Here is a 25,136-nt window from a genome sequence, read left to right as displayed (position 1 = left end):
TGAGCCACGACGCATACGGCAGTAGGCCGCATTCGGTCGATTACGGTGCGATATCGGGCGATGTGGTCACAACGGGTTCGTCATGGTCGTGAACGGCAGGTCATGGCTGTAGCCGATGTCGCCCTCCGAAACACTCAGGAGCCGGCTGCGCAGGCCCAGTGCGCCACCGGAGGAACCAAGGGATATCCGGCCCGCCGGGTGCTCGGGGGCGCCCTCGTGCGCCGTGACGGCTGCCTGCATGGCCGATTCGCTGATCTGCGTCATCATCTCTGCCTCATCTGACTGGTCGACAACGGAGCTGGAAAAGAGGACCGGTTCGTCCCCGTGGTGCCCCCCGTGGAGGGCTGTACGAGCAGTGCCGAGCCGATCCGGTCGGGAAAACCCGCCCGCAACAACCCGTGTCCTATTCCTGAAAGGCCGGTGAGCAGCCCGGGGTGAGGTACGTTGCCGGGCGTTCCGCACTGCGGACCCGCCCGGTCGGCGGCGGCCAGGAGTGTTCCGGTCCGGCGCACCCAGGGGGCGCGGAGGCCCGGCAGGGCAACGTGACCGAGGAGTTCCAGCACACCCAGCTCGCCGTGGCAGAGGCTGTCGTTGGCGGGCGGGACGGCCTCCGCCAGTGCGCCGGCCCGGCCGGACAGCCAGCCGGACAGCTCCGGATCGGCCAGCGCGTCGGGGCTGTCGGCGACCGCGAGCGCGACCCCCGTCGCGCCGTCGCACCAGGCCTGCCCGGCGCCCGCGCCGGAGACCGCCCGGCGCAACGCCCGCAGCCCGGCGGCGCGGTAGCGGGGCCCGCCCCCGGCTGCGGCGAAGCGCAACAGCGCCCAGCCGATGCCCGCGGCCCCGTCGGCGAAACCGCCGGCCTCCGGGAGGGGCGCCGCGGCGATCCGCTCCGCGCACCGCTCGGCGCCCCGCCAGGCCTCCGGCCTGCCGGTGGCCCGGTGCACCGCGAGCAGCGACACCAGCCCGCCCGCCGCGCCGCCGCGCACCCCGAAGCCGTCCTCCGCCGAACCCGCCGCGGAGCTCAGCCGGGTGGCCGGGCCCGCCCAGTCCAGCACCTGGTGATCGTCCAGCAGGACACCCACCTCGGTCAGCGTGTACGCGATGCCGCCGAGACCGGCGAAGGCGCCTGAGCCGAGCAGTCCGAGGTCGTCCACCCGTTCGTGGAGGGCGTCCAGCAGCCCGGGGACGGGAGCCAGCGCCTCGCGGGCCGCATCGGCGTACCGGGCGGCCCCGGTCAGGGAGGCCAGCTGGGCCAGGAAGAGCGCCGGCCCCGTGTAGCCGCCCGCGAGGTCCGCCGCCATGGGCGTGAGCCGCCAGTAGCGCTCGCCGAGCAGCTCCAGGCCGATCCAGTTGGTGCGGCCCTCGTGGCGGAAGGCGAGCGAGACGAGCTGGTCGCCGACCGACCGCGCGACGGAGAGCAGGTGCTCCGGTTCCGGTGCGGTGTCCACGGCCGGCGGCCGGTGTCCCGCGCCCGCCCGGTGCGCGGGCTCGGGGGAGGTGCTGACCATGGCGGCGCGGATGATGTGTTCCTGGTCCAGCCGGCCCACCGTGTCCAGGGCGCGCACCTTGGCCTCGACCCGCGCCAGCCCGGTCACCCCCTCGGGACCCGGGACCCGGCGACCGGTGCCGCTCCACAGGTCCGTGGAGTCGGGCCGGCCGGCGAACACCGGTACGTCCCCGTTCCACAGCTCCGTGATCTCCTCGTCCTCCAGGCCGGGCAGTGCGGTGGTGCCCAGGGACGGGGTCCGCAGCAGTGCGAAGATCCGGTGCCGTTCGGTGGCGTCCCGCATCAGGTCGGGGTGGGTGGACTCGTCCAGCAGGGTGGTGTACGTCCACGTCGGCCGGGGTACGACGCGGATCTCGTCCTGGGCGAAGAGGCGCAACAGCCCCTTCGGTCCCAGGAGTTCGTCCCGGGCGTCGCCGACTGCCGTGTAGCCCGCGCGGAATCCGTCGCACAGGGCGTCCGTGTAGGAGGAGGGGTCGGCCGGGATCCCGCCCAGCCGGGGCCGGTTGGCCGACTCGGTGAACCGGCCCGCCGTCCGGACCAGGCGCATCCGGTCCGTCCCCGCCGCATCCCAGCCCGCCGTCTCGATGGGGGAGGAACCCGCCCCGCCGCCGCCGATGGCCGACATGTCGAGCGCCGTCGTGTCCCCGACGAGCAGCTGGGGCAGCAGCCCCACGCGGTGGACCGAGGCGTGCAGGGCCCGCGCCGCCGGATCCGCGGAGCGGGCCGGTACCAGCGGCGGATGGAACAGCGTCTCCACGTCGACGAGGACGGGGTGCGGGCCGCAGGCGATCAGGTTCTCGTGGTGCAGATCGGTCCCGTCCAGCACGTGCAGCAGCGCCAGCAGCGCACCCTGGCGCCGGTAGAAGCGGGTGGTCTCCGCCGCCGAGTCGCAGGGCCGCTCCTCGACGAACTCGACCCAGCCGTACGCACCCCGGTCCAGGACACGCGGTGTGCGCAGATCGGGCGTCGCGGGCAGCGAGTTGAACCATTCGACCAGGGTGTTGAAGTGCTGGTGGGCGGCGAGCGGACGCGGCTTGTACACCAGCCGGGTGCCGTCGGCGAACCGCAGCAGCATCACCGACCGGCCCCCGCGGTGACTGTCACCCGCACCGGCCTCGACCCCGGTCAGCCCTCCGGGCCCCCGGTCGCCGAGGACCCCGGCGCCCCGGTCACCGAGCAGCCCGGAGGCCTGCAGCAGCTCCCGGTCGGCCGCGAGCCTCCCGAGCATCTCCGCGAAGGCGTCGGCCGCGTTCATGCTCGTCCGTGCCACGATCCGGGCCAGCACGGGATAGCCGGTGACGAGCGAGGCGAGACCGGACCGGCGTGCGGTCAGCCGGAGGAAGTCCCGGAACCGCTCCCGCGTCCCGTCCCCGCCGAGCCGTCCCCCCTGCCGCGCTTCGTGCAGTTCCAGCACCAGCGTCCGGGCCGCGAGACGGGCCAGACGGCCTGTCAGATGGCTCCGGAAGTCGTCCAGCACGGCGGCGGGACAGGCGACGGGCCCGGCTCCCGGGACGCCGTCCGGGGCGGACGGGCGGTCGGCGGCCCGGTCCCATGCCTGGTCCGCGGCCTGCTCCACCGCCCGGTCGACGGCCCGCTCCGCGAACGGTGCCATGATCAGCGCGAAGCCCGACAGTCCCGGGTACTCCCGGTCGGCGGCCACCGCGTCGCGCGGTGCGCCCGCCACGACGTCCCGGACGAAGACCGCCCAGTCCGGCTCGGCGGCGGGCCGCTGTCCGACGACACCGGGGAGCCACCACGGATCGCCCTGGCCCCAGGTGCCCAAGAGGGCGGTGTTCGGTGCGTGGGCGTGCTCCGGACCGGCGGTGCCCGCACGGTCGGCGGGTACGTCCCGGAGGGGCGCGTCGGGAACGCCGCGGCGCGTGTCGGGGGCGGCGGAGGCGGCGGAGGCCGGGATCTCGCGGGGCAAGGCCCCCGGGACACCGCGGGTGGAGGCGCTCGGGTTCGCTCTGCCGTTCGGATCCTTCTCCGCCACCGCGCACACCTCCCTGGCCCGGGGAGGCCTACCGGTCCTCCCGCACCCCATCCTGGTGGGCGGGAGGGGCCGGGCGCATGGGGGAGTCGCCCCCATCTTTCGGGTACCGGCGCACGAGGCCGCGTGGGTGCGGGGGACGGAGATGAGGGTTCCGGAGCGATGGTGAAGACGGTCCGGGGCGCCGGAGGTGACGTTCCCGGGGCGCCCGGCTCACCCCCGTGGCGGCGCCGTCGACCCCCGCACCATCAGTTCCGCCTCGATCGTCGCGATGCCCCCCGGCGGCGGCGTCTCCTTGCCCATGGCCAGCCGCCCCGCCCGCGCCCCCGCCTCGAACAGCGGCAGCCGTACGGTCGTCAGGGCCGGCACCGCGTCCACCGAGAACGGCAGGTCGTCGAAGCCCGCCACCGAGACGTCCTCCGGGATGCGGAGCCCGTGCTCCCTGATCGCCGCGCCGGCCCCCAGGGCGACGGTGTCGTTCGCGGCGACGACCGCCGTCACCTCCGGTGCGCGGCGCAGGAGTTCGAGCGTCGCGTCGTATCCCGACCGCCGGTCGTACGGGCCGTGCACGGTGAGGCTCTCCTCGTCCGCGTACAGGCCCGCCGCCTTCATCGCCTCGCGGTGGCCCTCCAGGCGGTGCCGGGTCGTGGTGCGTTCCAGCGGCCCCGCGACATAGCCGATCCGCCGGTGGCCGAGCTCCAGCAGGTGCTCGGTGAGCCGCCGGCCGCCGCCCCGGTTGTCGAAGGCCAGCGCGGCCACGACCGCGTCCGAGTCCGGCAGCGGGGGGCGCCCGCAGAAGACGATCCGGGTGCCCGCGTCCGCGAGCTTCGCCAGCTTCGCGGCCATGACGGCCTGGTGAGCCGGGTCCTCGAGGGCGCCGCCGGTGAGGACGACGGCCGCGGCGCGCTGGCGCTGGAGCAGGGTGAGATAGGTGAGCTCGCGCTCGGGGGAGCCCCCCGTGTTGCACACGACGGCGAGCTTCTCGCCGCCCGCACGGCCCGACCCGTCCCCGGGACCGCCGATCTCGCTCTGCGCGGCCCCCGCCATGATCCCGAAGAACGGGTCGGCGATGTCGTTCACGAGGATCCCGACGAGGTCGGACGTGGCGGCGGCGAGGGAGCTGGCCGGCCCGTTCAGCACGTAGTCCAGATCGTCCACCGCACGCAGGACCCGGTCCCGGGTGGACGCGGCCACCGGATAGTTGCCGTTCAGCACGCGGGAGACGGTGGCCGGGGACACCCGGGCGCGGGCCGCCACGTCCGCCAGGGTGACTGTCATCGTTCTCCTTCGAGGAGTTGTGGCGCGGCCCCCCTTGTCCGGGCCGCTGTCGGCAGGCTAGCGTCATACCGCATAGAAAGCGCTTGCTACGGCTGTATGGAGGGAACTTTCGTGACACGCAGGACAGTGCGCATCGCCATGAACGGCGTCACGGGACGCATGGGATACCGGCAGCACCTGGTGCGCTCGATCCTCGCGATCCGTGAGCAGGGCGGCCTCGACCTCGGCGACGGCGAGGTGCTGTGGCCCGAGCCCGTCCTCGTCGGCCGCCGCGCCCACGCGCTGGAGGCGCTCGCCGCCCAGCACGGCCTGACCGAGTGGTCGACCGACCTGGACGCGGTGCTCGCCGACGAATCGATCGACATCTACTTCGACGCCCAGGTCACCTCCGCCCGCGTCGACGCGATCAAGAAGGCGATCGCCGCGGGCAAGCACATCTACACCGAGAAGCCCACCGCCACGGACGTCGAGGGCGCGCTCGAGCTGGCCCGCCTCGCCCGCGACGCCGGGATCAAGCACGGCGTCGTCCAGGACAAGATCTTCCTGCCGGGCCTGCTGAAGCTGAAGCGCCTCATCGACGGCGGCTTCTTCGGCGAGATCCTCTCCGTGCGCGGCGAGTTCGGCTACTGGGTCTTCGAGGGCGACTGGCAGGACGCCCAGCGTCCGTCCTGGAACTACCGCGCGGAGGACGGCGGCGGCATCGTCGTCGACATGTTCCCGCACTGGGAGTACGTCCTGCACGAGCTGTTCGGCCAGGTCACGAGCGTGTCCGCGCACGTGCAGACGCACATCCCGCAGCGCTGGGACGAGCAGGGCAAGCCCTACGACGCCACCGCCGACGACGCCGCGTACGGCACCTTCCAGCTGGCGGGCGGCGCCGTCGCCCAGATCAACTCCTCCTGGGCGGTCCGCGTCAACCGCGACGAGCTCGTCGAGTTCCAGGTCGACGGCACCCACGGCTCCGCGGTCGCCGGACTGCGCAACTGCCGCGTCCAGCACCGCTCGGCCACCCCCAAGCCGGTCTGGAACCCCGACCTCCCGGTCACCGAGCCGTTCCGCGACCAGTGGCAGGAAGTCCCCGACAACGCCGTCTTCGACAACGGCTTCAAGGCCCAGTGGGAGCTCTTCCTGCGCCACATCGCCCTCGACGAGCCCTACAGCTGGGACCTGATGGCCGGCGCCCGCGGCGTCCAGCTCGCCGAGCTCGGCCTCAAGTCCTCGGCCGAGGGCCGCCGCTTCGACGTACCGGAGCTGAGCCTGTGACCATCCATCTCCCCCAGGGCCCCTACGAGCCCCGCGCCACCCCGCTCGACCTCGCACCGGGCGGCGCGGCGCTCGCCTCCCGTACGGTCTTCTCCGCCGCCCACGTGGTCGCCGATCCGTACGCCGACGTCAGCCCCGACGCTCCGGCCGTCGTCGACTGGGACTCCACCCTCGCCTTCCGCCGCCACCTCTGGTCGCACGGCCTGGGCGTCGCCGAGGCGATGGACACCGCGCAGCGCGGCATGGGCCTCGACTGGGCGGGCGCAGCGGAGCTGATCCGGCGGTCGTCCGCCGAGGCGAAGGCGGTCGGCGGACGGATCGCCTGCGGCGTCGGCACCGACCAGCTCACCGGCCCCGCGACGCTCCCCGAGGTGCGCGCGGCGTACGAGGAGCAGCTGGCGGTCGTCGAGGAGAGCGGCGCCCAGGCCATCCTGATGGCCTCCCGCGCCCTCGCCGCCGCGGCGAGCGGCCCGGAGGACTACCTGGAGACGTACGCGCACCTCCTGCGCCAGGCCACCGAGCCCGTCGTCCTGCACTGGCTCGGACCGATGTTCGACCCCGCGCTGGAGGGCTACTGGGGTTCGTCGGACCTCGACGCCGCCACGGACACCTTCCTCAAGGTCATCGCGGAACACCCGGACAAGATCGACGGCATCAAGATGTCGCTCCTGGACGCCGAACGCGAGATCGACGTCCGCCGCCGCCTGCCCAGCGGGGTGCGCTGCTACACCGGCGACGACTTCAACTACCCCGAGCTGATCGCGGGCGACGACCGGGGCTTCAGCCACGCCCTGCTCGGCATCTTCGATCCGCTCGGCCCGCTGGCCGCGCACGCGGTGCGGGTCCTGGACACCGGTGACGTGGACGGCTTCCGCGCCCTCCTGGACCCCACGGTCGAGCTGTCCCGCCACCTCTTCTCTGCGCCGACGCGCTACTACAAGACGGGCGTGGTCTTCCTGGCGTGGCTCGCGGGCCACCAGGAGCACTTCACGATGGTCGGCGGGCTGCAGTCCGCACGCTCGCTGCCGCACCTGGCGAAGGCGTACGAACTGGCCGACCGGCTGGGGCTGTTCCCGGACCCCGAGCTGGCCGAGAGCCGGATGCGCGCCCTGCTGTCCGTCCACGGAGGAGCACGATGAGCACCGATCTGTCCCGTCTCTCCCTCAACCAGGAGACCATCAAGCAGTGGTCCCTGCCCGAGCTCACCGAGGGCTGCGTCAAGGCCGGCATCGGGCAGGTCGGCCTGTGGCGGGCCCCGGTGCAGGAGTACGGGGTCGAGCGCGCCGCACAGCTGGTGAAGGACGCGGGGCTCACCGTCACCAGCCTCTGCCGGGGCGGCTTCCTCACCGCGGTCGATCCCGGTGAGCGGGCACGCGCCCTGGAAGACAACCGGGCGGCGGTCGACGAGGCCGCGGCCCTCTCCACCGACACCCTGGTCCTGGTCTCCGGCGGACTCCCCTCCGGTGACAAGGACTTGTACGCCGCCCGTGAGCGGATCGCCGACGCGCTGGCCGAGCTGGGCCCGTACGCGCAGGAGCGGGGCGTGCGCCTGGCGATCGAGCCGCTGCACCCGATGTTCGCCTCGGACCGCTGCGTCGTCTCCACCCTGTCCCAGGCGCTCGACCTCGCGGAGCGCTTCCCGGCGGAGCAGGTCGGCGTGGTCGTCGACGCGTACCACGTCTGGTGGGACGACCAGGCGCCCGCGCAGATCGCCCGGGCCGGTGCGGGCGGCCGGATCCACTCCTTCCAGCTGGCCGACTGGATCACCCCGCTTCCGGCGGGCGTCCTGCTGGGCCGGGGCCAACTGGGCGACGGAAGCGTGGACTTCCGCACGATGCGCCGTCAGGTCGAGGCCACGGGGTTCGACGGACCGATCGAGGTCGAGATCTTCAACGAGGGCCTGTGGGCGCGCGACGGTGCCGAGGTGCTGGCCGAAGTCGCGTCCCGCTACCTGGAACACGCCTGCTGAGAGCCCTTCTTGCGGACGCGGGTAAAGAGAAGGTCAAGGCGTACAACCATCCTGGACCTTGCCCGGTCTCACTCAGCGTCGGGACTTCCGGGGAGGGGTCCGGGGGGATCGGGAAGCCCGACGGAGGGGGAAAGCGAGGGGGGTCCGGCCTCATGGCCGGGCCCCATTCCGCGTTCCGGGGCCGTTCGCGGTGGGCTCACCGCCCGGAACCCGCGTGAACCCCCGTCGAGTGCGCGCGTGGAGCCGCCCCGAGAGGCCCGGCAGCCGATCTGGCAGGATCTCCAGGATGCCGAAGAATCCCCCGACGACGTACAGGCGCATCGGCGCCCTCCTCCATGAGACCGGCATGGTGTCCGAGGGGAAGATGCTCAGTACCCTCGAAGCCGCGGCCGCCTACGCGGACGCGGAGCTGGCCCCGTACGCCGCGGCCCGCGCCCTGGAGAGCTTCGGCGTGGCGGTCTCGGTCCACGCCGACGACATCGACTCCATTCACAGCGGTTACGCGGGCCTGCTGGCGGACGCCGCCGAGGTCGCCGGCGGCAGGGTCACCATCTCCGACGTCCGGATCGTCGAGGGCGAAGGCGGCCTCGAGAGCGGTCGTTGCGACCTTCTGGAGTTCCGGCGGAACGCCGAGCCCGTGTCCCTCCCGGCCGAGCACTTCGCGGTGGACTACTACGACCACGAGGCCGCCTGCCGGGCCATCGCCCAAACCGCCCACGGCGACGACCCGCGCTCCTGGCGCAACGCCGACTTCGCGCGGGAGCCGGGTGCCGGCTACGACAGCATCATGGTCCTCGCCACTCCCGAGCAGAGGGAAGCGCTCACGCGGCACCTGGGCCTGACGTTCTCCTGAGCGACGGGTGACCGGATTCCGGGGCCGGACCGCAGCCGGGCCCCGGCTGTGCCCCGGCCGTGACGTCACCCGCCGTCGAAGCCGCTCCGGGCCGCCTCGATGTGGCCGATGTTCCGGTGGGTCCACTCGCACATCACGTCGACCGTCTTCCGCAGGCCCTGCCCGGGTGCGGTGAGGGTGTACTCGACCTTCGGCGGGACCGTGGGATACACGGTCCGCTCGACGAGGCCGTTGCGCTCCAGCATCCTCAGGTTCTGGGTGAGCATCTTGTGGCTGATGCCCTCGACCTCGCTCCGCACCTCGCTGAAGCGCAGGGTGCGGTCGCCCAGGGCCTCGATGATCAGGAGCGCCCACTTGTTGGCGACGTCCGAGAAGATCTCCCGCGCCAGCGAATCCGCGCGCCTCAGGTCGGCCTGCTCCTCGGGAGAGCCGCTGAACTGCTTGCTCACCTTCTGGTTCCCTTCTCACTAAGAAGTGCGTTCTTCCACGTCAGGGCTCACTCTCCTACGGTTACCCAGTAACCACAAGAGAGCACGTGTCGGCCCGTCCGGGCCGCGTCGTAAGGAGCGGACAGCATGGCCATCACCCTGACGAACCCCGCGGGACTCCCGGAGATCGACGTCTACCGGCAGGTGTCGGTCGCGACCGGTTCGAAGCTGGTCTTCGTCGCCGGGCAGGTCGCCTGGGGCGCCGACGGCGTCACGGTCGGCGTGGGCGACCTGGCTGCCCAGGTCGAGCAGTGCTACGTCAACGTCGCCACCGCGCTGGCGGGCGTCGGCGCCTCCTTCGACGACGTGGCGAAGCTGAACGTCCACGTCGTCGACTGGACCCCCGACAAGATGCCCCTGCTCCTGGAGGGCATCTCCCGGGCGTCCGCCCGGTTGGGCACCACCCCGGTACCGCCGGCCACGATGCTGGGGGTGGCGGCACTGGACATCCCCGAGCACCTGGTCGAGATCGAGGTCACGGCGGTCATCGACTGAGGCGGCGGGGAGTCCGCCCCCACCCGCCGGGGACGAGAGGCCGCTCCGCCAACTCCGCCCGATTGCCGGACCGGTGGGGCGGAAGATGGTGGAAGCAGCCCGAGTCGCGCATCGGGCGCATCCGGAGCCGGCGGGTGGCTTCGGCCACCCGGGAGCCCTTGAGGGAGCGGGCCGCCGGTGGCAGGCTCCGTCGGCCGACCATGGTCGAGGGAGTTCCTGTACCGTCGTCCCGGGCCCGAACCGTTCAGGCGTGTCAGCAGCTCTCACCACCCGCCGACACGACTGCGCGGACCGGGACTTCGCTCATCCGAGGACCGAGGAGGGTGCGGTCCGGTCGTGCGCGGGTGCGGAGCGCGACGCGACGCCGACCCCGAATATGAGTAAGGGAATTGCGTGGCACGTGAGCATGATCCTTCCAGACGCATACCGCCGACTTCGGGCACGTCCCCCGGCGCCCCCGGCGCGTCCGGGAGTTCGCCGGCGCCGGCCCCCCGGGCGGAGCCGATGCCGGGTGCGGCCGGGGACCCGGATGACGGCCTGAGTCGGGGCGGCCTGCGCGGGGGCAAGGAAACGTCGTCCACGGCGGCCGACCCGGATGCCCGTGCGCAGGGCCCGGCAAGTGGGAGCCCGGCGCGTGGGGGCCAGGAGAGCAAGGGCTCCGAGAGCGAAGCTCTCGAGGGTGCGGACGGGACACGGACCGCGAAGCGAGCGGGTACGGCAGCAGCCGCCACCACCGCCTCCGGCACCGGTGCCGCGCGGGCCACCGGCGTCCCGGAGCCGTCGACGCAGGAGACGCCCGGACGGGCGTCGGCCGACCCCGACGAGACCACCGCGGCCTCGGCTTCGGCGGCGCCCGCCTCCGACCCGGCCGCGGCGCAGGCGGCCACCGGTACGGGCAGCGGGTCCCCGAGACCCGCAGTCGCAGTCGCGGCAGCGGCGGCGGACGGCGGCGGCGCGGGCGCGGGTACGCGCACGGCCGTCGAACCGCTGGTCAGCCGACCGAAGAAGCCGATGCTGGCCGCGGCGGCGATCATCGGCGCGATCCTGGTCTCCGTACCGCTCCTCCTGGCGGGCCAGGACGACCGCAAGCCCGAGAGGGACCGCACGCAGAACGCGGTAGGCACGATCCTGGGCGACGAACGCTCCGAGCCCCCGGCGACCTACACCAGCAAGTCGCCGAGTCCTTCTGCGACTCCGAGCAAGGAGAAGGAGAAGGAGAAGGCCACGGTGCAGGTGCAGGAGAAGCCGTCCGAGGTACCTGCCGCCAAGCCGGTGAAGGCACCGCCACCGGCCAAGCCTGAGCGCAAGCCCACGGCCACGGTGACGGCGAAGGCGCCGTCGTACACGGCCGCCGGCGCGTTGAGCAGCCTCGCCGAGGCCGACCCCGAGGGGCGGCACATCTGTTACCGGGCCTTTGTGGCCGGGAGCGGCTGGCAGGCACCGGTGTGCGACGGGACGATGGCCGGGACGGCGGGCCAGGGAAAGCAGATCACGGCCCTCAACATCGCGGTGTGGAACGTCGGCGGGTCCTCCGCCAACGCCCTGCTGCACGACCAGGGTTCGACGAGCGGCAACGCCAAGTGGGCCCCGAGCTGGACGGCCCTCGCCGCAGACGGCAAGAACAACTACATAGGCAGTTCGAAGCAGGGCGCCCCGTACATGACGGGCTTCGCGATGAACGTCGGTAAGGGCGGCGTCTGCCACACGGCCAAAATGGGCAACGGCGGCTGGGGCGCGCAGTACTGCAAGAACAGCCGACCCGAGTACATGTTCGTCGGCACCACCGACAACAAGGGCTGGTTCGAGGCCGTGAAGCTCACGGTGTGACCCACCGGGCTTCGGCCCGCGAGACGGAGCCCCCTGGAATTCGCCGCCGTCACCAGGGGGCTCCGCGGTGTCCGGCTCCGGAGGACGCGGACCGGGCCGGAGCGACCGCCAGGAGCGCGCCGTCGCTCACACTGCTGTCGATGCGCGTGCTGAACACCCGGACACAGCGCCCACCTCCCACAGAAGAAGTCCGCGTCAGGCAGGTGTGAACCCATCGCGACGGTGGGGCGGTGTTTCTCGACCACTCCGCAGGCGAAGGGCGCTGAGGGGAGAAGCGGCCTCCCGGTCAACGGGGTGCCGGGGGCGTCGGTGGTCAGACTTCGATCTCCCACGTGACTCGGTGGTGGCCCGACTCGTGTACGTACGTCGACGGCCGGTAGTACAGGAAGGGGGAACCCGTCTCCAGGGAGTCGGTCAGGAGCCGGAAGAGTTCTGCCGGACCGGTTGCCCAGAGCGTGCCGTCGAGGTCTCCCGACCCGATGCCCATTTCGTACACGTGCCCGTACGAAGGCCCCGGGCGGTGATCGACGAAGGCGACGCCCCCGTCGTTGGGCAGGGCGATCGGCACGCACAGGTGCAGATTCGCAGCCAGCGCCTCGCCGTCCCACGCTTCGGGTTCGATGATGTCCGCCCTGACGTGCACGAGTATCTCGTGCATCATCGCGATGTCGTCCAGACCGCTCAGGCAGTGCCCCAACGGCAGGAACGCCCCGGTGCGCAACGGGTGAGGGCCCGGTTCGGCGAAAGACAGGGCTGCGCCGTCGTGCAGCTCCAGAAGCCTCCTCAGCTCCGGGTGCAGGGCGAAACCCAGCCGCGACTCCAGCCGGTCGATCCCCTCGGGGTCCGCCGGCCCTCTCAAGGCCGCTCGATCGGCGGGCGAATGCGCCGAAAGCCATGACTCGAAGCGAGCCCACTCGTGATCGAACGCGGCGATGTCCACCTGTGTCATGTGCCGAAGGTAGACGCCGGCACTGACATGCCCGACACCCTGTCCTCGGTGCGCAGCCGGGCGTGCAGCGCTGTGAGTCCCTGTGCCGGGCCCGGCGGCGCAGGGCAGTGGTACGCCTGCTTCGCGCCGTGGTGGTCCTGGCGAGCCCAAGGGCCGGTCAGTTCCTGCCTCGTGGACTCGATCCCACTTCGTGGCCAGGTGCTGCGCGACGCCTTCCTCGCGCGGGCGTGACGGAGCCTTGCAGTCCGTCGGCCCTGCGGGCGGGCTGCGAGGCTCCGTGCGCGGTCAGACCGTGAAGCCGCCCTTGACCGCAGAGACGAACGAGGCCCAGCCGCCTGCGGAGAACACGACCGCCGGACCGGTCGGCGCCTTGCTGTCGCGGACGGGCACGCCGACGTAACTGTCCGACACCTCAAGGCACTCGCCCTGACCGCCGCCGCTGTAGCTCGACTTGAACCAGCCGGTGAGTGTGGAGGAGTCGGAAACGGTCTGCTTACTGTTGTCCATGTTCATGTTCCTCCGCTGCCGCCCGCACAAGGGCCACTGATTCCTGGTGCGACATCGCATCGCTCGCTGCCAGATCGTAGGCCGTCCTGCTTGCCTTCACCAGAGCCGGATCGTCCATCAGGTGCCCTGTCAGCAGCCCTTCGACATAGGCCACAGGAGCGGCATCCTCGAAGCCCAGTAGCGACAGCAGGCTCTCTTGAAGCGCGTGGGCACCCAACCCGAACGGCAGAACATGGAGCCGCAGCCTCCCCGCTTCGGCCATGTCCGCGATCCTGCCCAACTGCTCGGCCATGACGTGAGCTCCGCCGACCCTGCGACGCAGCACGGCCTCGTCCAGAAGTGTCCACACCACCGGATTCAACGGCCCGTCAAGGATCCGGGCACGTTCCGTTCGAATGACAACGTCCCGGTCAAGGTCCTCCGCCCGGTGGTTCGGCCGGTACGCGCGAAACAGTGCGCGTGCGTAGCCGTCCGTCTGGAGGAGGCCGGGCACGAGGGAGAGCGCGAACTGCTGGATCAGCGTTGCCTGCCGCTCCAACTCCGCCACGGCGGCGAAGTGGTCGGCGTACTTCGTGTCCAGGTCCTCCAGCCAGCGGGCGAAGAAACCGTCCGTCGACAGGGCGCGGTCGATGCGTTGTGCGTCATCCGGGCTCGGCAGCCGACGCCCGGCCTCGAAGTGACTGATCAACGTCGGAGAGCAGACGACCTGCTCGCCCAGGGCCTCCTGGGTCAGCTTCGCGGCTATGCGCTTCAGCCTCAGCTCGTCTCCGTACTTCGCCCGTGCCGTGCGTGGCGTGCGGTTCAACTCCATGCGACCACCGACTCCCCGTTCTGACAGGAGCGCTGTCAAGCTCCGCCCCCTGGAAGCGTAGCCACTGATGGCGCCACTCTGTGATGGGTTCGCTACAGAAAGCGGCCAGTCGTGCCGCAGTGCCCCCGCGACCGGTGTGAACAGCTCGGGGGCCTGGCCGTCCATCCTGAGAAAGCAGGTCGACATGAAGCCCGCCATCGCCCGACTCCTCGTGCCGCTGCTGCGGATCCTGACCACCGGAGCCCGGCAGCAGCGACACCGGCCGGAGTGGGACACCCCGTACACGTATCCGTACTCCCGCGACCACGCAGGCGGACCGACGGCATACTGCACCGGCGAACGGCCGCCGCGCGGCGAGGACAGTCCCCTCGTCCGCCCGTACCTCGTCGCGTACGAGCGGCAGGTGGCGGAGGAGGCGGCTCGGACGGCAGCCGAGGAGCGGCGCCGACTGCGCACGCTGCGGTTCGCCGCGCACGGAGTGGACGTCAGGCCGCGGTCCATCCACGGGGCAGAGGTCGCCGCGTGAACAGCGAGGAGCAGGAGGCCCATGCGGTCAGGCTGCTGCCGTGGGCGGGGCAGGACGGCAAGCCGTGTTACGTCCTCGGGGACGGAAGCGGCTACGTGTCGCGGATGGCGGACGGTATCGAGAGCGTCCAGCTCGGCATGTCGGGGGACCTGCTCGGCCACGCCGCCGCACTCCTGGCGGACCGAAAGGTCACTTGGGTGGAACTCCACTTCCTCGCCAGCAGGTTGAGCGAGTCGTTGCGGGAGGTCAGACGCGTCGCCGAGAGCAGGGGCTCGCGGCTGGGTGCGGCTGAGCACGATCCGGACAGGCTCCGGCCGCAGCATGGAGAACCGGGCGTCGGCAGCCGGTGACGCGGCCAAGTGTGGAAATTCCGTCGCCCGTTGCTCAGGGGGCACTCATCAGGTTGCGGAGACTGCCGACGAGCGCGTGGATGTCTCGTCGGGCCGGTACCTCTACGGGTGCGGTGGCTGGAGCCGCACCCGGGGCCGTGGTGCGGCAGGAGCGGCAGAGACCGTCGGGCAGGGCTTCGGACGGCCCGGGGGCACCGCATCCGGTGCACTCCACCATGACGCGGCGCACAGGCCTGCCGGAGCCGCCCCCTGCCGCCGCGCCGGGCAGGCTGGGCGGGATCTTGTCGGTGAGCCGACGGCGCACGAAGCCGACGGGTGAGTCGACGTGCGCGGGAAGGCCGGCGGTGAGCGCCCCGGCGAGGTAGTCCGTGTTCACGCCCCGGTCCAGCCACGCCGAGGCAAGCCCTTCGAGGGCCGAGCAGTCGGCGGCGGACAGGGTCAGGCGCGGTTCGGTGCGCCCGAGTCGGGCGAGAGCGAGGTACGCGGCCGAAGGGCCGGCCGGGCTCTTCCCGGCGGTGGTCGGCTGCTCGGGCACGAGAGCTGCCTGTGGCGCGGGGGAGGGCGGCGAGGGCTCGGCTGTGTCCGGCCGGGCCGCAGCGGCGATGTGGCCGTCGCCGGGCACGGTGCGGGTGAAGGCGTCCCACCACTCGCTGTCGTGGGCGGTGCGGGACCAGAAGGTGCGGGTGACCCAGCGGCTCTGACCGTCCTCGGCGACGACCTGGCACCGCACGCGCCGCAGGTGACCGGCCACGCCCAGGGCCCGCAGCGCGCTGCCGACGGCCATCTGCCCGTACAGGGGGAGCGACTTGGCGAGCGACTTGACGTCCATGGCCCCGCCCTCGGGCAGCCGGTCCACATACCCGGCGACGTACCGCTCCCGCTCCGGCAGCAGTGCGAAGGCATCGGCTCGGGGCGGGTGTTGCTCGGGTGCGGTGCGCTTGCCGTAGCCGGGGTGGGCCCGGGCGTACGGGAGTGAGGCTGTGGGTGCGGGCGGGGCGGGGCTAATGTTCTGGGTAGCCACGAGATCGCTCTTTTCGATCTTGGGGTGAGACCCCGGCCGGTGCTGGTTACACCGCGTCGGGGTCGACTCATTGGGGGCACCGTAAGTGGGTGTGACAGCGTGCTGCAAGTCGATCACGATTAGTCATACTTGCTGGCCGTGGCAGGTCAGGGAGGGTGGGGAGGTTTCCCCACCCCCTCTTTTCCTACCGGACATGGAGAGCGCTCGGATCCCGGAGCCCGCATCCCGACCCTCGGATCCCGAAGCTCAAGCCTCGGGCCCACGCTCCCTTCACGTACCCACGAAAGAGTGACCGCTCTGTCGGAGGAGTGACCGCTCCGCCCCGGCTCTCGGAGCTCGAGCCTCGAGCCTCAAGCCTCGGGACCCGGGCTTCGGGACCCGGGCTTCGTGGGAGTGCGCCTGACGGAGTCAGTCGAAGAGGTCGACCAGCCCGTTCACCCAGATCGCCAGGAATGCCGCGACCAGCAGGAACGCCCCCGTGCACCCTGCGAAGCGGAGTACGGCTCCCCGCTCCGGCTGCTCCTCGCCGGTGACCGTGTCCCAGTCGACCGGGCGGCCCGCCGCCTTCGAGCACGCTGCGCGGAGCGCGGCCAACTGCTCCTCGGCGAAGGAGGATCCGGCCAGGGACTCCGGTCCGCGCCAGGCCACGGCCTTCATGCGCGGGGCGGGCAGGTGGTAGCGCTGCTCGAAGGCGGCCGTCTCGGCCGGGTCGCGGTCCTCCTCCAGGTACATCCACCGGCCGGCCTGCTCCGGCTCGCCGAAGAGGCGGTAGACCTCCCCCAGGCGGCGTCGCACCTCCCGACTCGCGGGGTAGGCGGTCACCAGCCCGCGAAGGCGCATGCGGGCCATGGGTATGCGTCCGGCGGCGAGGTCGGCGTCCACGCGCCGCAGGGTGTCGGTCAGAGCCATGTGCGCATCATCGGTCTCAGGGGGTGTGCCGGACCAGCGCTTATCGGTCCTGTGCGCACGCGCCGCGTGCGGGCGGGCGCTCCCGCCACCGGGACCGCCGGTCCGCGCCCGCTGACGGTGTCCGGGCGGCCGTCTCCGGACTGGAGCCCTGCAGTGTCAGCCCTGCCCGGTACCGTCGGGACATGTCCAACACGGCCGTGCTCGAAGGGGTCCTCGAGCGGATCACGTACGCCAACGAGGAGAACGGTTACACCGTCGCCCGTGTCGACACCGGGCGCGGGATGAACGATCTCCTCACCGTCGTCGGCTCGCTGCTCGGCGCGCAGCCCGGCGAGTCCCTTCGGATGGAGGGGCGTTGGGGCTCCCACCCGCAGTTCGGGAAGCAGTTCACCGTCGAGAACTACACGACGATCCTCCCCGCCACCATCCAGGGCATCCGCCGCTACCTCGGCTCGGGTCTGATCAAGGGCATCGGCCCCGTCATGGCCGACCGCATCACCACCCACTTCGGCGTCGACACCCTGGACATCATCGAGCAGCAGCCCAAGCGGCTTGTCGAGGTGCCCGGCCTCGGGCCGAAGCGGACGAAGATGATCGCCGCGGCCTGGGAGGAGCAGAAGGCCATCAAGGAGGTCATGGTCTTCCTGCAGACCGTGGGCGTCTCCACCTCCATCGCCGTCCGTATCTACAAGAAGTACGAGGACGCCTCGATCTCCGTCGTGAAGAACCAGCCCTACCGGCTGGCCGCCGACGTCTGGGGCATCGGTTTCCTGACCGCCGACCGCATCGCCCAGGCCGTCGGCATCCCGCACGACAGCCCGGAGCGGGTCAAGGCCGGGCTGCAGTACGCGCTGTCGCAGTCCACCGACCAGGGCCACTGCTTCCTGCCCGAGGAGCGGCTGATCGCCGACGGGGTGAAGCTCCTCCAGGTGGACACCGGGCTCGTCATCGACTGCCTGGCCGAGCTCGCCGAGGACCCGGAGGGCGTCGTGCGGGAGAAGGTGCCGGGCCCCGAGGACGGGCAGCCCGTCACCGCTGTGTACCTGGTGCCCTTCCACCGGGCCGAGATCTCCCTGGCCGCCCAGGTGCAGCGCCTGCTGCGCACTCCGGAGGACCGGATGCCGGCCTTCCAGGACGTCGACTGGGACAAGGCGCTGGCCTGGCTCGCGCAGCGCACGGGGGCGACCCTGGCCCCCGGGCAGGAGGCGGCCGTGCGGCTCGCGCTCAGCCGGAAGGTGGCCGTCCTCACGGGAGGCCCCGGCTGCGGCAAGTCGTTCACCGTGCGGTCCGTCGTCGAGCTGGCCCGGGCCAAGAACGCGAAGGTGGTGCTGGCCGCCCCCACCGGGCGGGCGGCGAAACGGCTCTCGGAGCTGACCGGTGCCGAGGCGTCCACCGTGCACCGGCTGCTGGAGCTGAAGCCGGGCGGGGACGCCGCCTACGACCGGGACCGGCCGCTGGACGCCGACCTGGTCGTCGTCGACGAGGCGTCGATGCTGGACCTGCTGCTCGCCAACAAACTGGTCAAGGCGGTGGCACCCGGTGCCCACCTCCTGCTGGTGGGCGACGTCGACCAGCTGCCGTCGGTCGGTGCGGGGGAGGTACTGCGGGATCTGCTCGCCGAGGGCGGCCCGGTGCCCGCCGTCAGGCTGACCACGATCTTCCGCCAGGCCCAGCAGTCCGGCGTCGTCACCAACGCCCACCGGATCAACTCGGGGGTCCCGCCGCTCACCCAGGGGCTGAGCGACTTCTTCCTCTTTGTCGAGGACGAGACGGAGGACGCCGGGGTGCTCGCCGTGGACGTCGCGGCCCGCCGCATCCCCGCCAAGTTCGGCCTGAACCCCCGCCGCGACGTGCAGGTTCTCGCCCCGATGCACCGAGGTCCGGCGGGCGCCGGTCATCTCAACGGCCTTCTCCAGCAGGCCATCACCCCCGGCCGCCCCGACCTTCCCGAGAAGCGCTTCGGCGGCCGGGTCTTCCGGGTGGGCGACAAGGTCACCCAGATCCGCAACAACTACGACAAGGGGGAGAACGGCGTCTTCAACGGCACGGTCGGCGTCGTCACCGCCCTCGACACGGACGAGCAGAAGCTGACGGTCCTCACGGACGAGGACGAGGAGATCGTGTACGACTTCGACGAGCTCGACGAGCTCGCCCACGCCTACGCGATGACCATCCACCGCTCCCAGGGCAGCGAATACCCGGCCGTCGTCATCCCCGTCACCACCAGCGCGTGGATGATGCTGCAGCGGAACCTCCTGTACACGGCTGTGACCAGGGCCAAGAAGCTTGTCGTACTGGTGGGTTCACGGAAGGCCATCGGTCAGGCGGTGCGCACGGTTTCCGCAGGCAGACGCTGTACGGGACTGGATTTCCGGCTCCGCGGCGGTTCGGGCGAAGAGTTCGCGGAAAAATGATCGATCAAAACGGTGGGAAACATCACTGAGACCTTCCGGAACCGGATTCCAGCGGGCAGGATGAGTAAGTTGGCGGCACTCAGTGCCGTCGGTAGGTCCAATGGACGACCCCGAGTGCACTCTCCTGAGCCGAATGGGGGAGGGTGGAGAACAGTCAGGGCACCTCGAAGAAGAGGCACTACGTCGGTGAGGGATGACGTGAGCGACAACTCTGTAGTACTGCGGTACGGCGATGACGAGTACACCTACCCGGTGATCGACAGCACCGTCGGCGACAAGGGCTTCGACATCGGGAAGCTCCGGGCCAATACGGGCCTGGTCACGCTGGACAGCGGATACGGCAATACGGCCGCGTATAAATCCGCCATCACCTACCTCGACGGCGAGCAGGGCATCCTGCGGTACCGCGGATACCCGATCGAGCAGCTCGCTGAGAGCTCGACGTTCCTCGAGGTCGCCTACACGCTGATCAACGGTGACCTTCCCAAGGTCGACGAGCTGTCGGCCTTCAAGAACGAGATCACCCAGCACACGCTGCTGCACGAGGACGTCAAGCGGTTCTTCGACGGCTTCCCGCGCGACGCCCACCCGATGGCCATGCTGTCCTCGGTCGTCAGCGCGCTGTCCACGTTCTACCAGGACAGCCACAACCCGTTCGACGAGGAGCAGCGCCACCTCTCCACGATCCGGCTGCTGGCCAAGCTCCCGACGATCGCGGCGTACGCGTACAAGAAGTCGATCGGTCACCCGTTCGTCTACCCGCGCAACGACCTCGGCTACGTCGAGAACTTCCTGCGCATGACCTTCTCGGTCCCGGCCCAGGAGTACGTGCCGGACCCGGTCGTCGTCTCGGCGCTCGAGAAGCTGCTCATCCTGCACGCGGACCACGAGCAGAACTGTTCGACCTCCACCGTGCGCCTGGTCGGCTCCTCGCAGGCGAACATGTTCGCCTCGATCTCCGCCGGCATCTCCGCGCTGTGGGGCCCGCTGCACGGTGGCGCCAACCAGTCGGTGCTGGAGATGCTCGAGGGCATCCAGGCCAACGGCGGCGACGTCGACTCCTTCATCCAGAAGGTGAAGAACAAGGAGGACGGCGTCCGCCTGATGGGCTTCGGCCACCGGGTGTACAAGTCCTTCGACCCGCGCGCCAAGATCATCAAGGCAGCGGCCCACGACGTGCTGTCGTCGCTCGGCAAGTCGGACGAGCTGCTCGACATCGCGCTCAAGCTGGAAGAGCACGCGCTCAGCGACGAGTACTTCGTCTCGCGCAACCTCTACCCCAACGTGGACTTCTACACGGGTCTGATCTACCGGGCCATGGGCTTCCCCAGCGAGATGTTCACCGTGCTCTTCGCGATCGGCCGGCTGCCCGGCTGGATCGCCCAGTGGCACGAGATGATCAAGGAGCCGGGATCCCGCATCGGCCGCCCGCGCCAGATCTACACGGGCGAGGTCCTGCGCGACTTCGTCCCGGTCGAGGGTCGCTGAACCAGGCTTCCCCGGAGCCACCGCACCACCTGAAGTACTTCTGCACGATCCCGGCCTCTTCGGCCGACTGCCTTCGCCCCGCGTACCGCGCTCGCTCCACCGGAGCGCGGTGTCCGGGGCGATTCGGCGTTCAGGGGCTGTTTCCCGGGCGTGCGGCGCGGCCCGACGGTCCCGGCGCGCGCGGTGCTTCCGGTGCGGACGACCGGTGCGGGCGGGGCTGCTCGGTCGGGCTGGTGCGGGCCTGCGGGCCGCTGCCGGGCTTCCGCGCGGCTCCGGCGGGCCGGCCGGTGCGCTCCCGGCCGCTGGTGCGAGAAACGCCCCGCCGCCGATCCCCCCACGGGTCGACGGACAGGGCGCTTCCCATATCCCGGAGCGGATTCCCCCCACGGGATCCGGCCGGGCGTCTGCGGGGAGCCGAAGCTCCCGTTGTTCCTCCGGTGGTGCGCATTCACTTCGGTACTGCAGTGCGATCTGCCGGGGTACGTACGGGAGGGCCGCTCAAAGCTCCCCGGTGCACGTGCCCCGGCCAACGCTTGCCAGGAGCGTCCCCCAAGACACTCCATCGGACGTCCCCCAAGACATCCTTGGCAATCGCACTCTTAGACTCACCAACCCAGCGGATGGTTACCCTCGAATCGGTGTGATCTAAGTCTCTTTGTGGAAATTAGGTGAAGGAGCGCAACCGTAGGCTGTTCATCACGACGAAGACCGACGAGAACGCCATAGCCGCACCTGCGATCATGGGGCTGAGCAGCCCGAACGCAGCCAAAGGCAGTGCGGCCACGTTGTAGCCGAAGGCCCAGAAGAGGTTGCTTCTGATGGTGGACAGCGTACGCCGTGACAGCCGGATGGCGTCAGCGGCCACCTTGATATCTCCACGAACCAGCGTGAGATCGCCCGCCTCGATCGCCGCGTCGGTCCCCGTACCCATCGACAGGCCCAGATCGGCCACGGCGAGTGCCGCGGCGTCGTTGACACCGTCGCCCACCATCGCCACGGACCTGCCCTCGGCCTGGAGGCGCCGGACGACGTCCGCCTTCTCCTCCGGCATGACCTCCGCGTAGACCTCGTCGATCCCGACCGCACGGGCCACGGCGTCCGCCACGGGCCGGTTGTCACCGGTCAGCAGGATAGGCCTGAGGCCCAGCGCGCGCAGCTCCGCGACGGCGGCCGCACTGCTGTCCTTGACCGCGTCGGCGACCTCCAGCACTCCCCGGGCCTCGCCGTCCCAGGCGACGGCGACCGCCGTACGGCCCTGCTCCGCGGCGCCCGCCACGGCGTCGGCCAGGGGCGGCGGGAGCGTGATGCCCGCATCGGCGAGCAGCTTCGGCCGGCCGGCCATGACCTGGCGCCCCTCGACGGTGCCGCGTACCCCGAGGCCGGGGACGTTCTCGAAGGACTCGACGGAGGGGAGGCCCGCGGGGGTGCGTCCGGCCGCCCCGGTGGCGACGGCCCGAGCGAGAGGGTGCTCGGAGGCGTGTTCGAGGGCGCCCGCCAGGCGCAGCAGGTCGGCCTCGGAGGTCCCGGCCGCCGCGTGGACGGCGCCCAGGGTCATGCGACCGGTGGTGATCGTGCCCGTCTTGTCGAGGACGACCGTGTCGACGCGGCGGGTGGTCTCCAGGACCTCGGGGCCCTTGATGAGGATGCCGAGCTGTGCCCCGCGTCCGGTGCCGACCATGAGGGCGGTGGGTGTGGCCAGTCCGAGGGCGCAGGGGCAGGCGATGATCAGGACGGCCACGGCGGCGGTGAACGAGGCCGTGATGTCGTCGGTGGCGAGCAGCCAGGCGACCAGTGTTCCCAGGGCGATCAGCAGCACCACGGGGACGAAGACCGCGGAGATCCGGTCCGCGAGGCGCTGGGCGGCGGCCTTGCCGTTCTGGGCGTCCTCGACGAGCCGGGCCATCCGGGCCAGCTGGGTGTCGCCTCCGACGCGGGAGGCCTCGACGACCAGCCGTCCGGACACGTTGAGCGTGGCCCCGGCGACGGAGTCGCCCGTGGTGGTGTCCAACGGCACGGACTCGCCGGTGAGCATCGAGGCGTCGACGGCCGACGAGCCCTCGACGACGGTGCCGTCCGTGGCGATCTTCTCGCCCGGACGGACGACGAAGCGGTCGCCGACGACGAGCCGGCCGACCGGGACGCGTACCTCTGTGCCCCCGCGCAGGACGGTGACGTCCTTGGCGCCCAGGTGCATCAGTGCGCGCAGGGCGGCACCCGCCTTCCGCTTGGCCCGTGCCTCCAGGAAGCGGCCCAGCAGGATGAAGCTCACGACTCCGGCCGCCACCTCCAGGTAGATGGTGGAGGAGGGGTCGGAGCGGGAGACGGCGGCGTCGAACCCGTGCCGCATCCCCGGCATGCCCGCGTCGCCGAGGAACAGGGCCCACAGCGACCAGCCGAACGCGGCGAGGGTGCCGACCGACACCAGGGTGTCCATCGTCGCGGCGCCGTGGCGCAGGTTGGCCCAGGTGGCGCGGTGGAAAGGCAGCCCGCCCCAGATGACGACGGGGGCGGCGAGCGTGAGGGAGAGCCACTGCCAGTTGTCGAACTGCAGGGCCGGGACCATGGCCATCAGGACGACCGGCACGGACAGCACCGCCGACACGAGCAGGCGCTGACGCAGTACGGCGAGGGCGCCGGCTGCCGCGCGGTCCGCCGCGTCCTCCTCGGGGGTGTCCGGTTGGTCCGCGCTGTCGGTTCCGTTGGTTCCGCCAGTGCCCGAGGGGGGCGCGGCGGCCGGCTCCGGGGGTCTTGCCGTGCCCGTGGACGCTGCCTTCGTCGCTGCGGTTGCTGACGGGTCCGTGGCGTCGGCGGTGCTGGTGGCTCCGCCGGTGGCGGCGCTTGCCTGTGTCCCTGGGGCTGGGGCGGTGGCTGGGGCGGCCTGATGGGCATCACCGGTCACATGGGCCCCGCTGGTTCCATCGGTCCCACGGGTCCCGCCGGTGCGGAGCGAGGAGCCGGACGCGCGGGACGCGTCGGCGGCCCGGGGGACGGGCTGCGCGGTGTAGCCGGTCTTCTCGACGGTGGCGACGAGGTCGTCGAGCGTGGTGCCGTCCGTGAAGGAGACGCGGGCCTTCTCGGTGGCGTAGTTGACGGTGGCGGTGACCCCGTCCATGCGGTTGAGTTTCTTCTCCACGCGGGCCGCGCACGACGCGCAGGTCATCCCGCCGATCGTGAGCTCGGCCTGGGAGGTCTCCGCCGCCGGGACCTCGGCTGCCGTGGTGCTGACCATGTCCGGACTCCTGGGTGAAGCAGGTCGGGCCGTTCCCCACCAGTATCTGCCTGTCCTGGTGACGGGAGCGGCCCGGTGGAGGGTGAGGGCACGGGTCCGGCGGCCGGACCTGTGCCGCACGGTGGGGGAGGAGGGCTCAGGCCTGGCCGACGAGCTCGTAGCCCGCCTCGTCGACGGCGGCGCGTACCGCGTCCTCGGCCGGCGGGGTCGCGGACGTCACGGACACCCGGCCGGTTGAGGCGTCGGCCTCCACCGCGGTGACCCCCTCGATCCCGGAGATCTCCTCCGCGACGGCTCCTTCGCAGTGGCCGCAGGTCATGCCCTTCACCTCGTACACGGTGGTGACACCGCCCACCCGGGCCTCGGCCGGACCGTCGTGGCAGGAGCCGGTGGATGAGCAGCAGGAGCCGGCGGCCCGGGGCGTGTCGGTTTCGGCGGTCATGTCGTTCTCCTCTTCGCGGGCACACATGGACGTGGCGTGAGGGGGCACCGGAAAGCCCGGTGTGTCCGCCCACACCACAAGACTATACCCCTAGGGGGTATCAATCCTCCGTGCTGCCTCCCCGGCGGGCGGGTCACAGGCCAGTGGCTCCAGGTAGCGGTACATCACTGTTTTCAACTCCCTGATGTACGCCTCCCGTTCGGATCCTTCGTGGGACATGACCAGGTCGAGGCCGGCCTTGAAGAGGACGAAGGACATGCCGGCGATGCGATGGGCCTGCTCCGCGGGCAGGTCCGGGAGGACGGTGCTGAGCAGTTGTTCGGTCCTCGTGAGCATCGCGGCGTGCAGGACGTCGTGTTCCTGGGTGATCACTCCCGGGATCTCGGAGCCGTGGGTCAGGACGGCGAAGGCGGGGTTCTCGCAGTTGAAGGCGATGAGCGGGTCGAGGACCGCGTCCAGCATCCGTTCGAGGGGGAGGTCGACGTCGCTGGGGGAGAACGCGGCGCCGTACGTCTCCTGCCAGCGGTGCATCAGCTGGTCGCCGAGCTCGATGGCGATGGCTTCCTTGTTGGGGAAGAACTGGTAGAGCGTGCCGGGTGAGACGCCCGCCTCGCGGGCGATGGCGTTGGTGCTGGCCCCGTTGTAGCCGCTGACGCAGAAGACGTTGGCGGCGGCCTCGAGGAGCTGGGCGATACGGGCCTCGCCGCGCGCCTGGCGCCGGCGCGGCCTGGCGGCTCCGGTGCCCGGCCCGTTCGCGGCCCCGCCGTCCGCTCCTGCGGTCGTGCGCGGCTCGGCCGCGGGGTCCTCCGCGGTGTCCGGT

General features: G+C 71.5%; 21 protein-coding genes and 1 pseudogene. 10 read left to right on the top strand and 12 right to left on the bottom strand.

What is annotated here, in order from left to right; translation table 11 throughout:
- Nucleotides 1-66: 66 nt before the first annotated feature.
- From OG927_RS11435 to OG927_RS11425, 3 genes are all read right to left on the bottom strand, one after another.
- On the bottom strand, nucleotides 67-264 hold the full coding sequence (locus tag OG927_RS11435; protein ID WP_056798749.1) for a hypothetical protein: 198 nt from the start codon (nucleotides 262-264) through the stop codon (nucleotides 67-69).
- Nucleotides 264-3,500, bottom strand: a complete 3,237-nt coding sequence (locus OG927_RS11430) for a type 2 lanthipeptide synthetase LanM family protein (RefSeq protein WP_330320101.1) — start codon at nucleotides 3,498-3,500, stop codon at nucleotides 264-266. Before OG927_RS11430 ends, OG927_RS11435 begins: the two co-directional genes overlap by 1 nt.
- A gap of 210 nt (nucleotides 3,501-3,710) precedes the next feature.
- Nucleotides 3,711-4,775: a LacI family DNA-binding transcriptional regulator gene (locus OG927_RS11425; protein WP_056797937.1), complete on the bottom strand. Its 1,065-nt coding sequence runs from the start codon at nucleotides 4,773-4,775 to the stop codon at nucleotides 3,711-3,713.
- 111 nt (nucleotides 4,776-4,886) lie between these two features.
- On the opposite strand from OG927_RS11425, the gene OG927_RS11420 reads away from it, so the two are divergent.
- The 4 genes from OG927_RS11420 to OG927_RS11405 all read left to right on the top strand — a co-directional run bounded on the left by OG927_RS11420 (nucleotide 4,887) and on the right by OG927_RS11405 (nucleotide 8,860).
- Complete coding sequence (locus OG927_RS11420; RefSeq protein WP_056797935.1) at nucleotides 4,887-6,038, top strand: Gfo/Idh/MocA family protein; 1,152 nt, start codon at nucleotides 4,887-4,889, stop codon at nucleotides 6,036-6,038.
- Nucleotides 6,035-7,177 carry a dihydrodipicolinate synthase family protein gene (locus OG927_RS11415; protein WP_124282272.1) on the top strand — a complete coding sequence of 381 codons (1,143 nt, stop codon included), beginning with the start codon at nucleotides 6,035-6,037 and terminating at the stop codon, nucleotides 7,175-7,177. The genes OG927_RS11420 and OG927_RS11415 overlap by 4 nt, the downstream gene beginning before the upstream one ends.
- Nucleotides 7,174-8,007, top strand: coding sequence for a sugar phosphate isomerase/epimerase family protein (locus OG927_RS11410; protein WP_209470499.1), 834 nt, complete (start codon nucleotides 7,174-7,176; stop codon nucleotides 8,005-8,007). The genes OG927_RS11415 and OG927_RS11410 overlap by 4 nt, the downstream gene beginning before the upstream one ends.
- A 286-nt stretch (nucleotides 8,008-8,293) precedes the next feature.
- Nucleotides 8,294-8,860 (top strand): hypothetical protein, encoded by a 567-nt coding sequence (locus tag OG927_RS11405; RefSeq protein ID WP_209470500.1) that lies wholly within the window; start codon nucleotides 8,294-8,296, stop codon nucleotides 8,858-8,860.
- A gap of 65 nt (nucleotides 8,861-8,925) precedes the next feature.
- Here the strand turns inward: OG927_RS11405 and OG927_RS11400 are convergent, their stop codons facing one another.
- Nucleotides 8,926-9,309: a winged helix-turn-helix transcriptional regulator gene (locus OG927_RS11400; protein ID WP_056797925.1), complete on the bottom strand. Its 384-nt coding sequence runs from the start codon at nucleotides 9,307-9,309 to the stop codon at nucleotides 8,926-8,928.
- A 126-nt stretch (nucleotides 9,310-9,435) separates the two neighbouring features.
- On the opposite strand from OG927_RS11400, the gene OG927_RS11395 reads away from it, so the two are divergent.
- Nucleotides 9,436-9,843, top strand: coding sequence for a RidA family protein (locus tag OG927_RS11395; RefSeq protein ID WP_056797922.1), 408 nt, complete (start codon nucleotides 9,436-9,438; stop codon nucleotides 9,841-9,843).
- Nucleotides 9,844-10,347: 504 nt separating this feature from the next.
- On the top strand, nucleotides 10,348-11,670 hold the full coding sequence (locus OG927_RS11390) for a hydrogenase expression protein HypA (RefSeq protein ID WP_330320100.1): 1,323 nt from the start codon (nucleotides 10,348-10,350) through the stop codon (nucleotides 11,668-11,670).
- A 313-nt stretch (nucleotides 11,671-11,983) separates the two neighbouring features.
- On the opposite strand, the gene OG927_RS11385 is transcribed toward OG927_RS11390, so the two are convergent.
- The 3 genes from OG927_RS11385 to OG927_RS11375 all read right to left on the bottom strand — a co-directional run bounded on the left by OG927_RS11385 (nucleotide 11,984) and on the right by OG927_RS11375 (nucleotide 13,937).
- Nucleotides 11,984-12,619, bottom strand: coding sequence for an SMI1/KNR4 family protein (locus tag OG927_RS11385; protein WP_330320099.1), 636 nt, complete (start codon nucleotides 12,617-12,619; stop codon nucleotides 11,984-11,986).
- A 285-nt stretch (nucleotides 12,620-12,904) separates the two neighbouring features.
- A complete protein-coding gene (locus OG927_RS11380; protein ID WP_056797914.1) occupies nucleotides 12,905-13,126 on the bottom strand; it encodes a DUF397 domain-containing protein in 222 nt (73 codons plus the stop codon).
- Complete coding sequence (locus OG927_RS11375; RefSeq protein ID WP_319106216.1) at nucleotides 13,113-13,937, bottom strand: helix-turn-helix domain-containing protein; 825 nt, start codon at nucleotides 13,935-13,937, stop codon at nucleotides 13,113-13,115. The genes OG927_RS11380 and OG927_RS11375 overlap by 14 nt, the downstream gene beginning before the upstream one ends.
- A gap of 184 nt (nucleotides 13,938-14,121) precedes the next feature.
- On the opposite strand from OG927_RS11375, the gene OG927_RS11370 reads away from it, so the two are divergent.
- Nucleotides 14,122-14,463, top strand: a complete 342-nt coding sequence (locus OG927_RS11370; protein ID WP_063887970.1) for a hypothetical protein — start codon at nucleotides 14,122-14,124, stop codon at nucleotides 14,461-14,463.
- The gene (locus OG927_RS11365; protein ID WP_330320098.1) at nucleotides 14,460-14,813 is read left to right on the top strand and encodes a hypothetical protein; all 354 of its coding nucleotides are present in this window, start codon (nucleotides 14,460-14,462) and stop codon (nucleotides 14,811-14,813) included. Before OG927_RS11370 ends, OG927_RS11365 begins: the two co-directional genes overlap by 4 nt.
- 34 nt (nucleotides 14,814-14,847) lie before the next feature.
- Here the strand turns inward: OG927_RS11365 and OG927_RS11360 are convergent, their stop codons facing one another.
- Nucleotides 14,848-15,834: a MarR family transcriptional regulator gene (locus OG927_RS11360; RefSeq protein ID WP_330320097.1), complete on the bottom strand. Its 987-nt coding sequence runs from the start codon at nucleotides 15,832-15,834 to the stop codon at nucleotides 14,848-14,850.
- Nucleotides 15,835-16,242: 408 nt separating this feature from the next.
- Nucleotides 16,243-16,743 carry a DUF6584 family protein gene (locus tag OG927_RS11355; protein WP_330320096.1) on the bottom strand — a complete coding sequence of 167 codons (501 nt, stop codon included), beginning with the start codon at nucleotides 16,741-16,743 and terminating at the stop codon, nucleotides 16,243-16,245.
- A 182-nt stretch (nucleotides 16,744-16,925) separates the two neighbouring features.
- Between OG927_RS11355 and recD2 the strand changes: the two genes are divergently transcribed.
- Complete coding sequence (gene recD2, locus OG927_RS11350) at nucleotides 16,926-19,157, top strand: SF1B family DNA helicase RecD2 (protein ID WP_124282281.1); 2,232 nt, start codon at nucleotides 16,926-16,928, stop codon at nucleotides 19,155-19,157.
- Between the two features lie 198 nt (nucleotides 19,158-19,355).
- Complete coding sequence (locus OG927_RS11345; RefSeq protein WP_124282282.1) at nucleotides 19,356-20,645, top strand: citrate synthase; 1,290 nt, start codon at nucleotides 19,356-19,358, stop codon at nucleotides 20,643-20,645.
- Nucleotides 20,646-21,309: 664 nt separating this feature from the next.
- On the opposite strand, the gene OG927_RS11340 is transcribed toward OG927_RS11345, so the two are convergent.
- The 3 genes and pseudogenes from OG927_RS11340 to OG927_RS11330 all read right to left on the bottom strand — a co-directional run.
- Entirely contained in the window at nucleotides 21,310-23,874 is a 2,565-nt protein-coding gene (locus tag OG927_RS11340; RefSeq protein ID WP_330320095.1) for a heavy metal translocating P-type ATPase, read from the bottom strand.
- 136 nt (nucleotides 23,875-24,010) lie between these two features.
- The gene (locus OG927_RS11335) at nucleotides 24,011-24,316 is read right to left on the bottom strand and encodes a heavy-metal-associated domain-containing protein (protein ID WP_056785800.1); all 306 of its coding nucleotides are present in this window, start codon (nucleotides 24,314-24,316) and stop codon (nucleotides 24,011-24,013) included.
- A gap of 90 nt (nucleotides 24,317-24,406) precedes the next feature.
- Nucleotides 24,407-25,099, bottom strand: a pseudogene (locus OG927_RS11330) (TetR family transcriptional regulator); the annotation flags it as partial.
- Nucleotides 25,100-25,136 lie beyond the last annotated feature (37 nt).

The organism is Streptomyces clavifer (assembly GCF_036345975.1).
GTDB classification, from domain to species: domain Bacteria; phylum Actinomycetota; class Actinomycetes; order Streptomycetales; family Streptomycetaceae; genus Streptomyces; species Streptomyces clavifer.
Note: the sequence above shows the minus strand (reverse complement) of the source record. Positions and strands in the feature narration are given on the sequence as shown.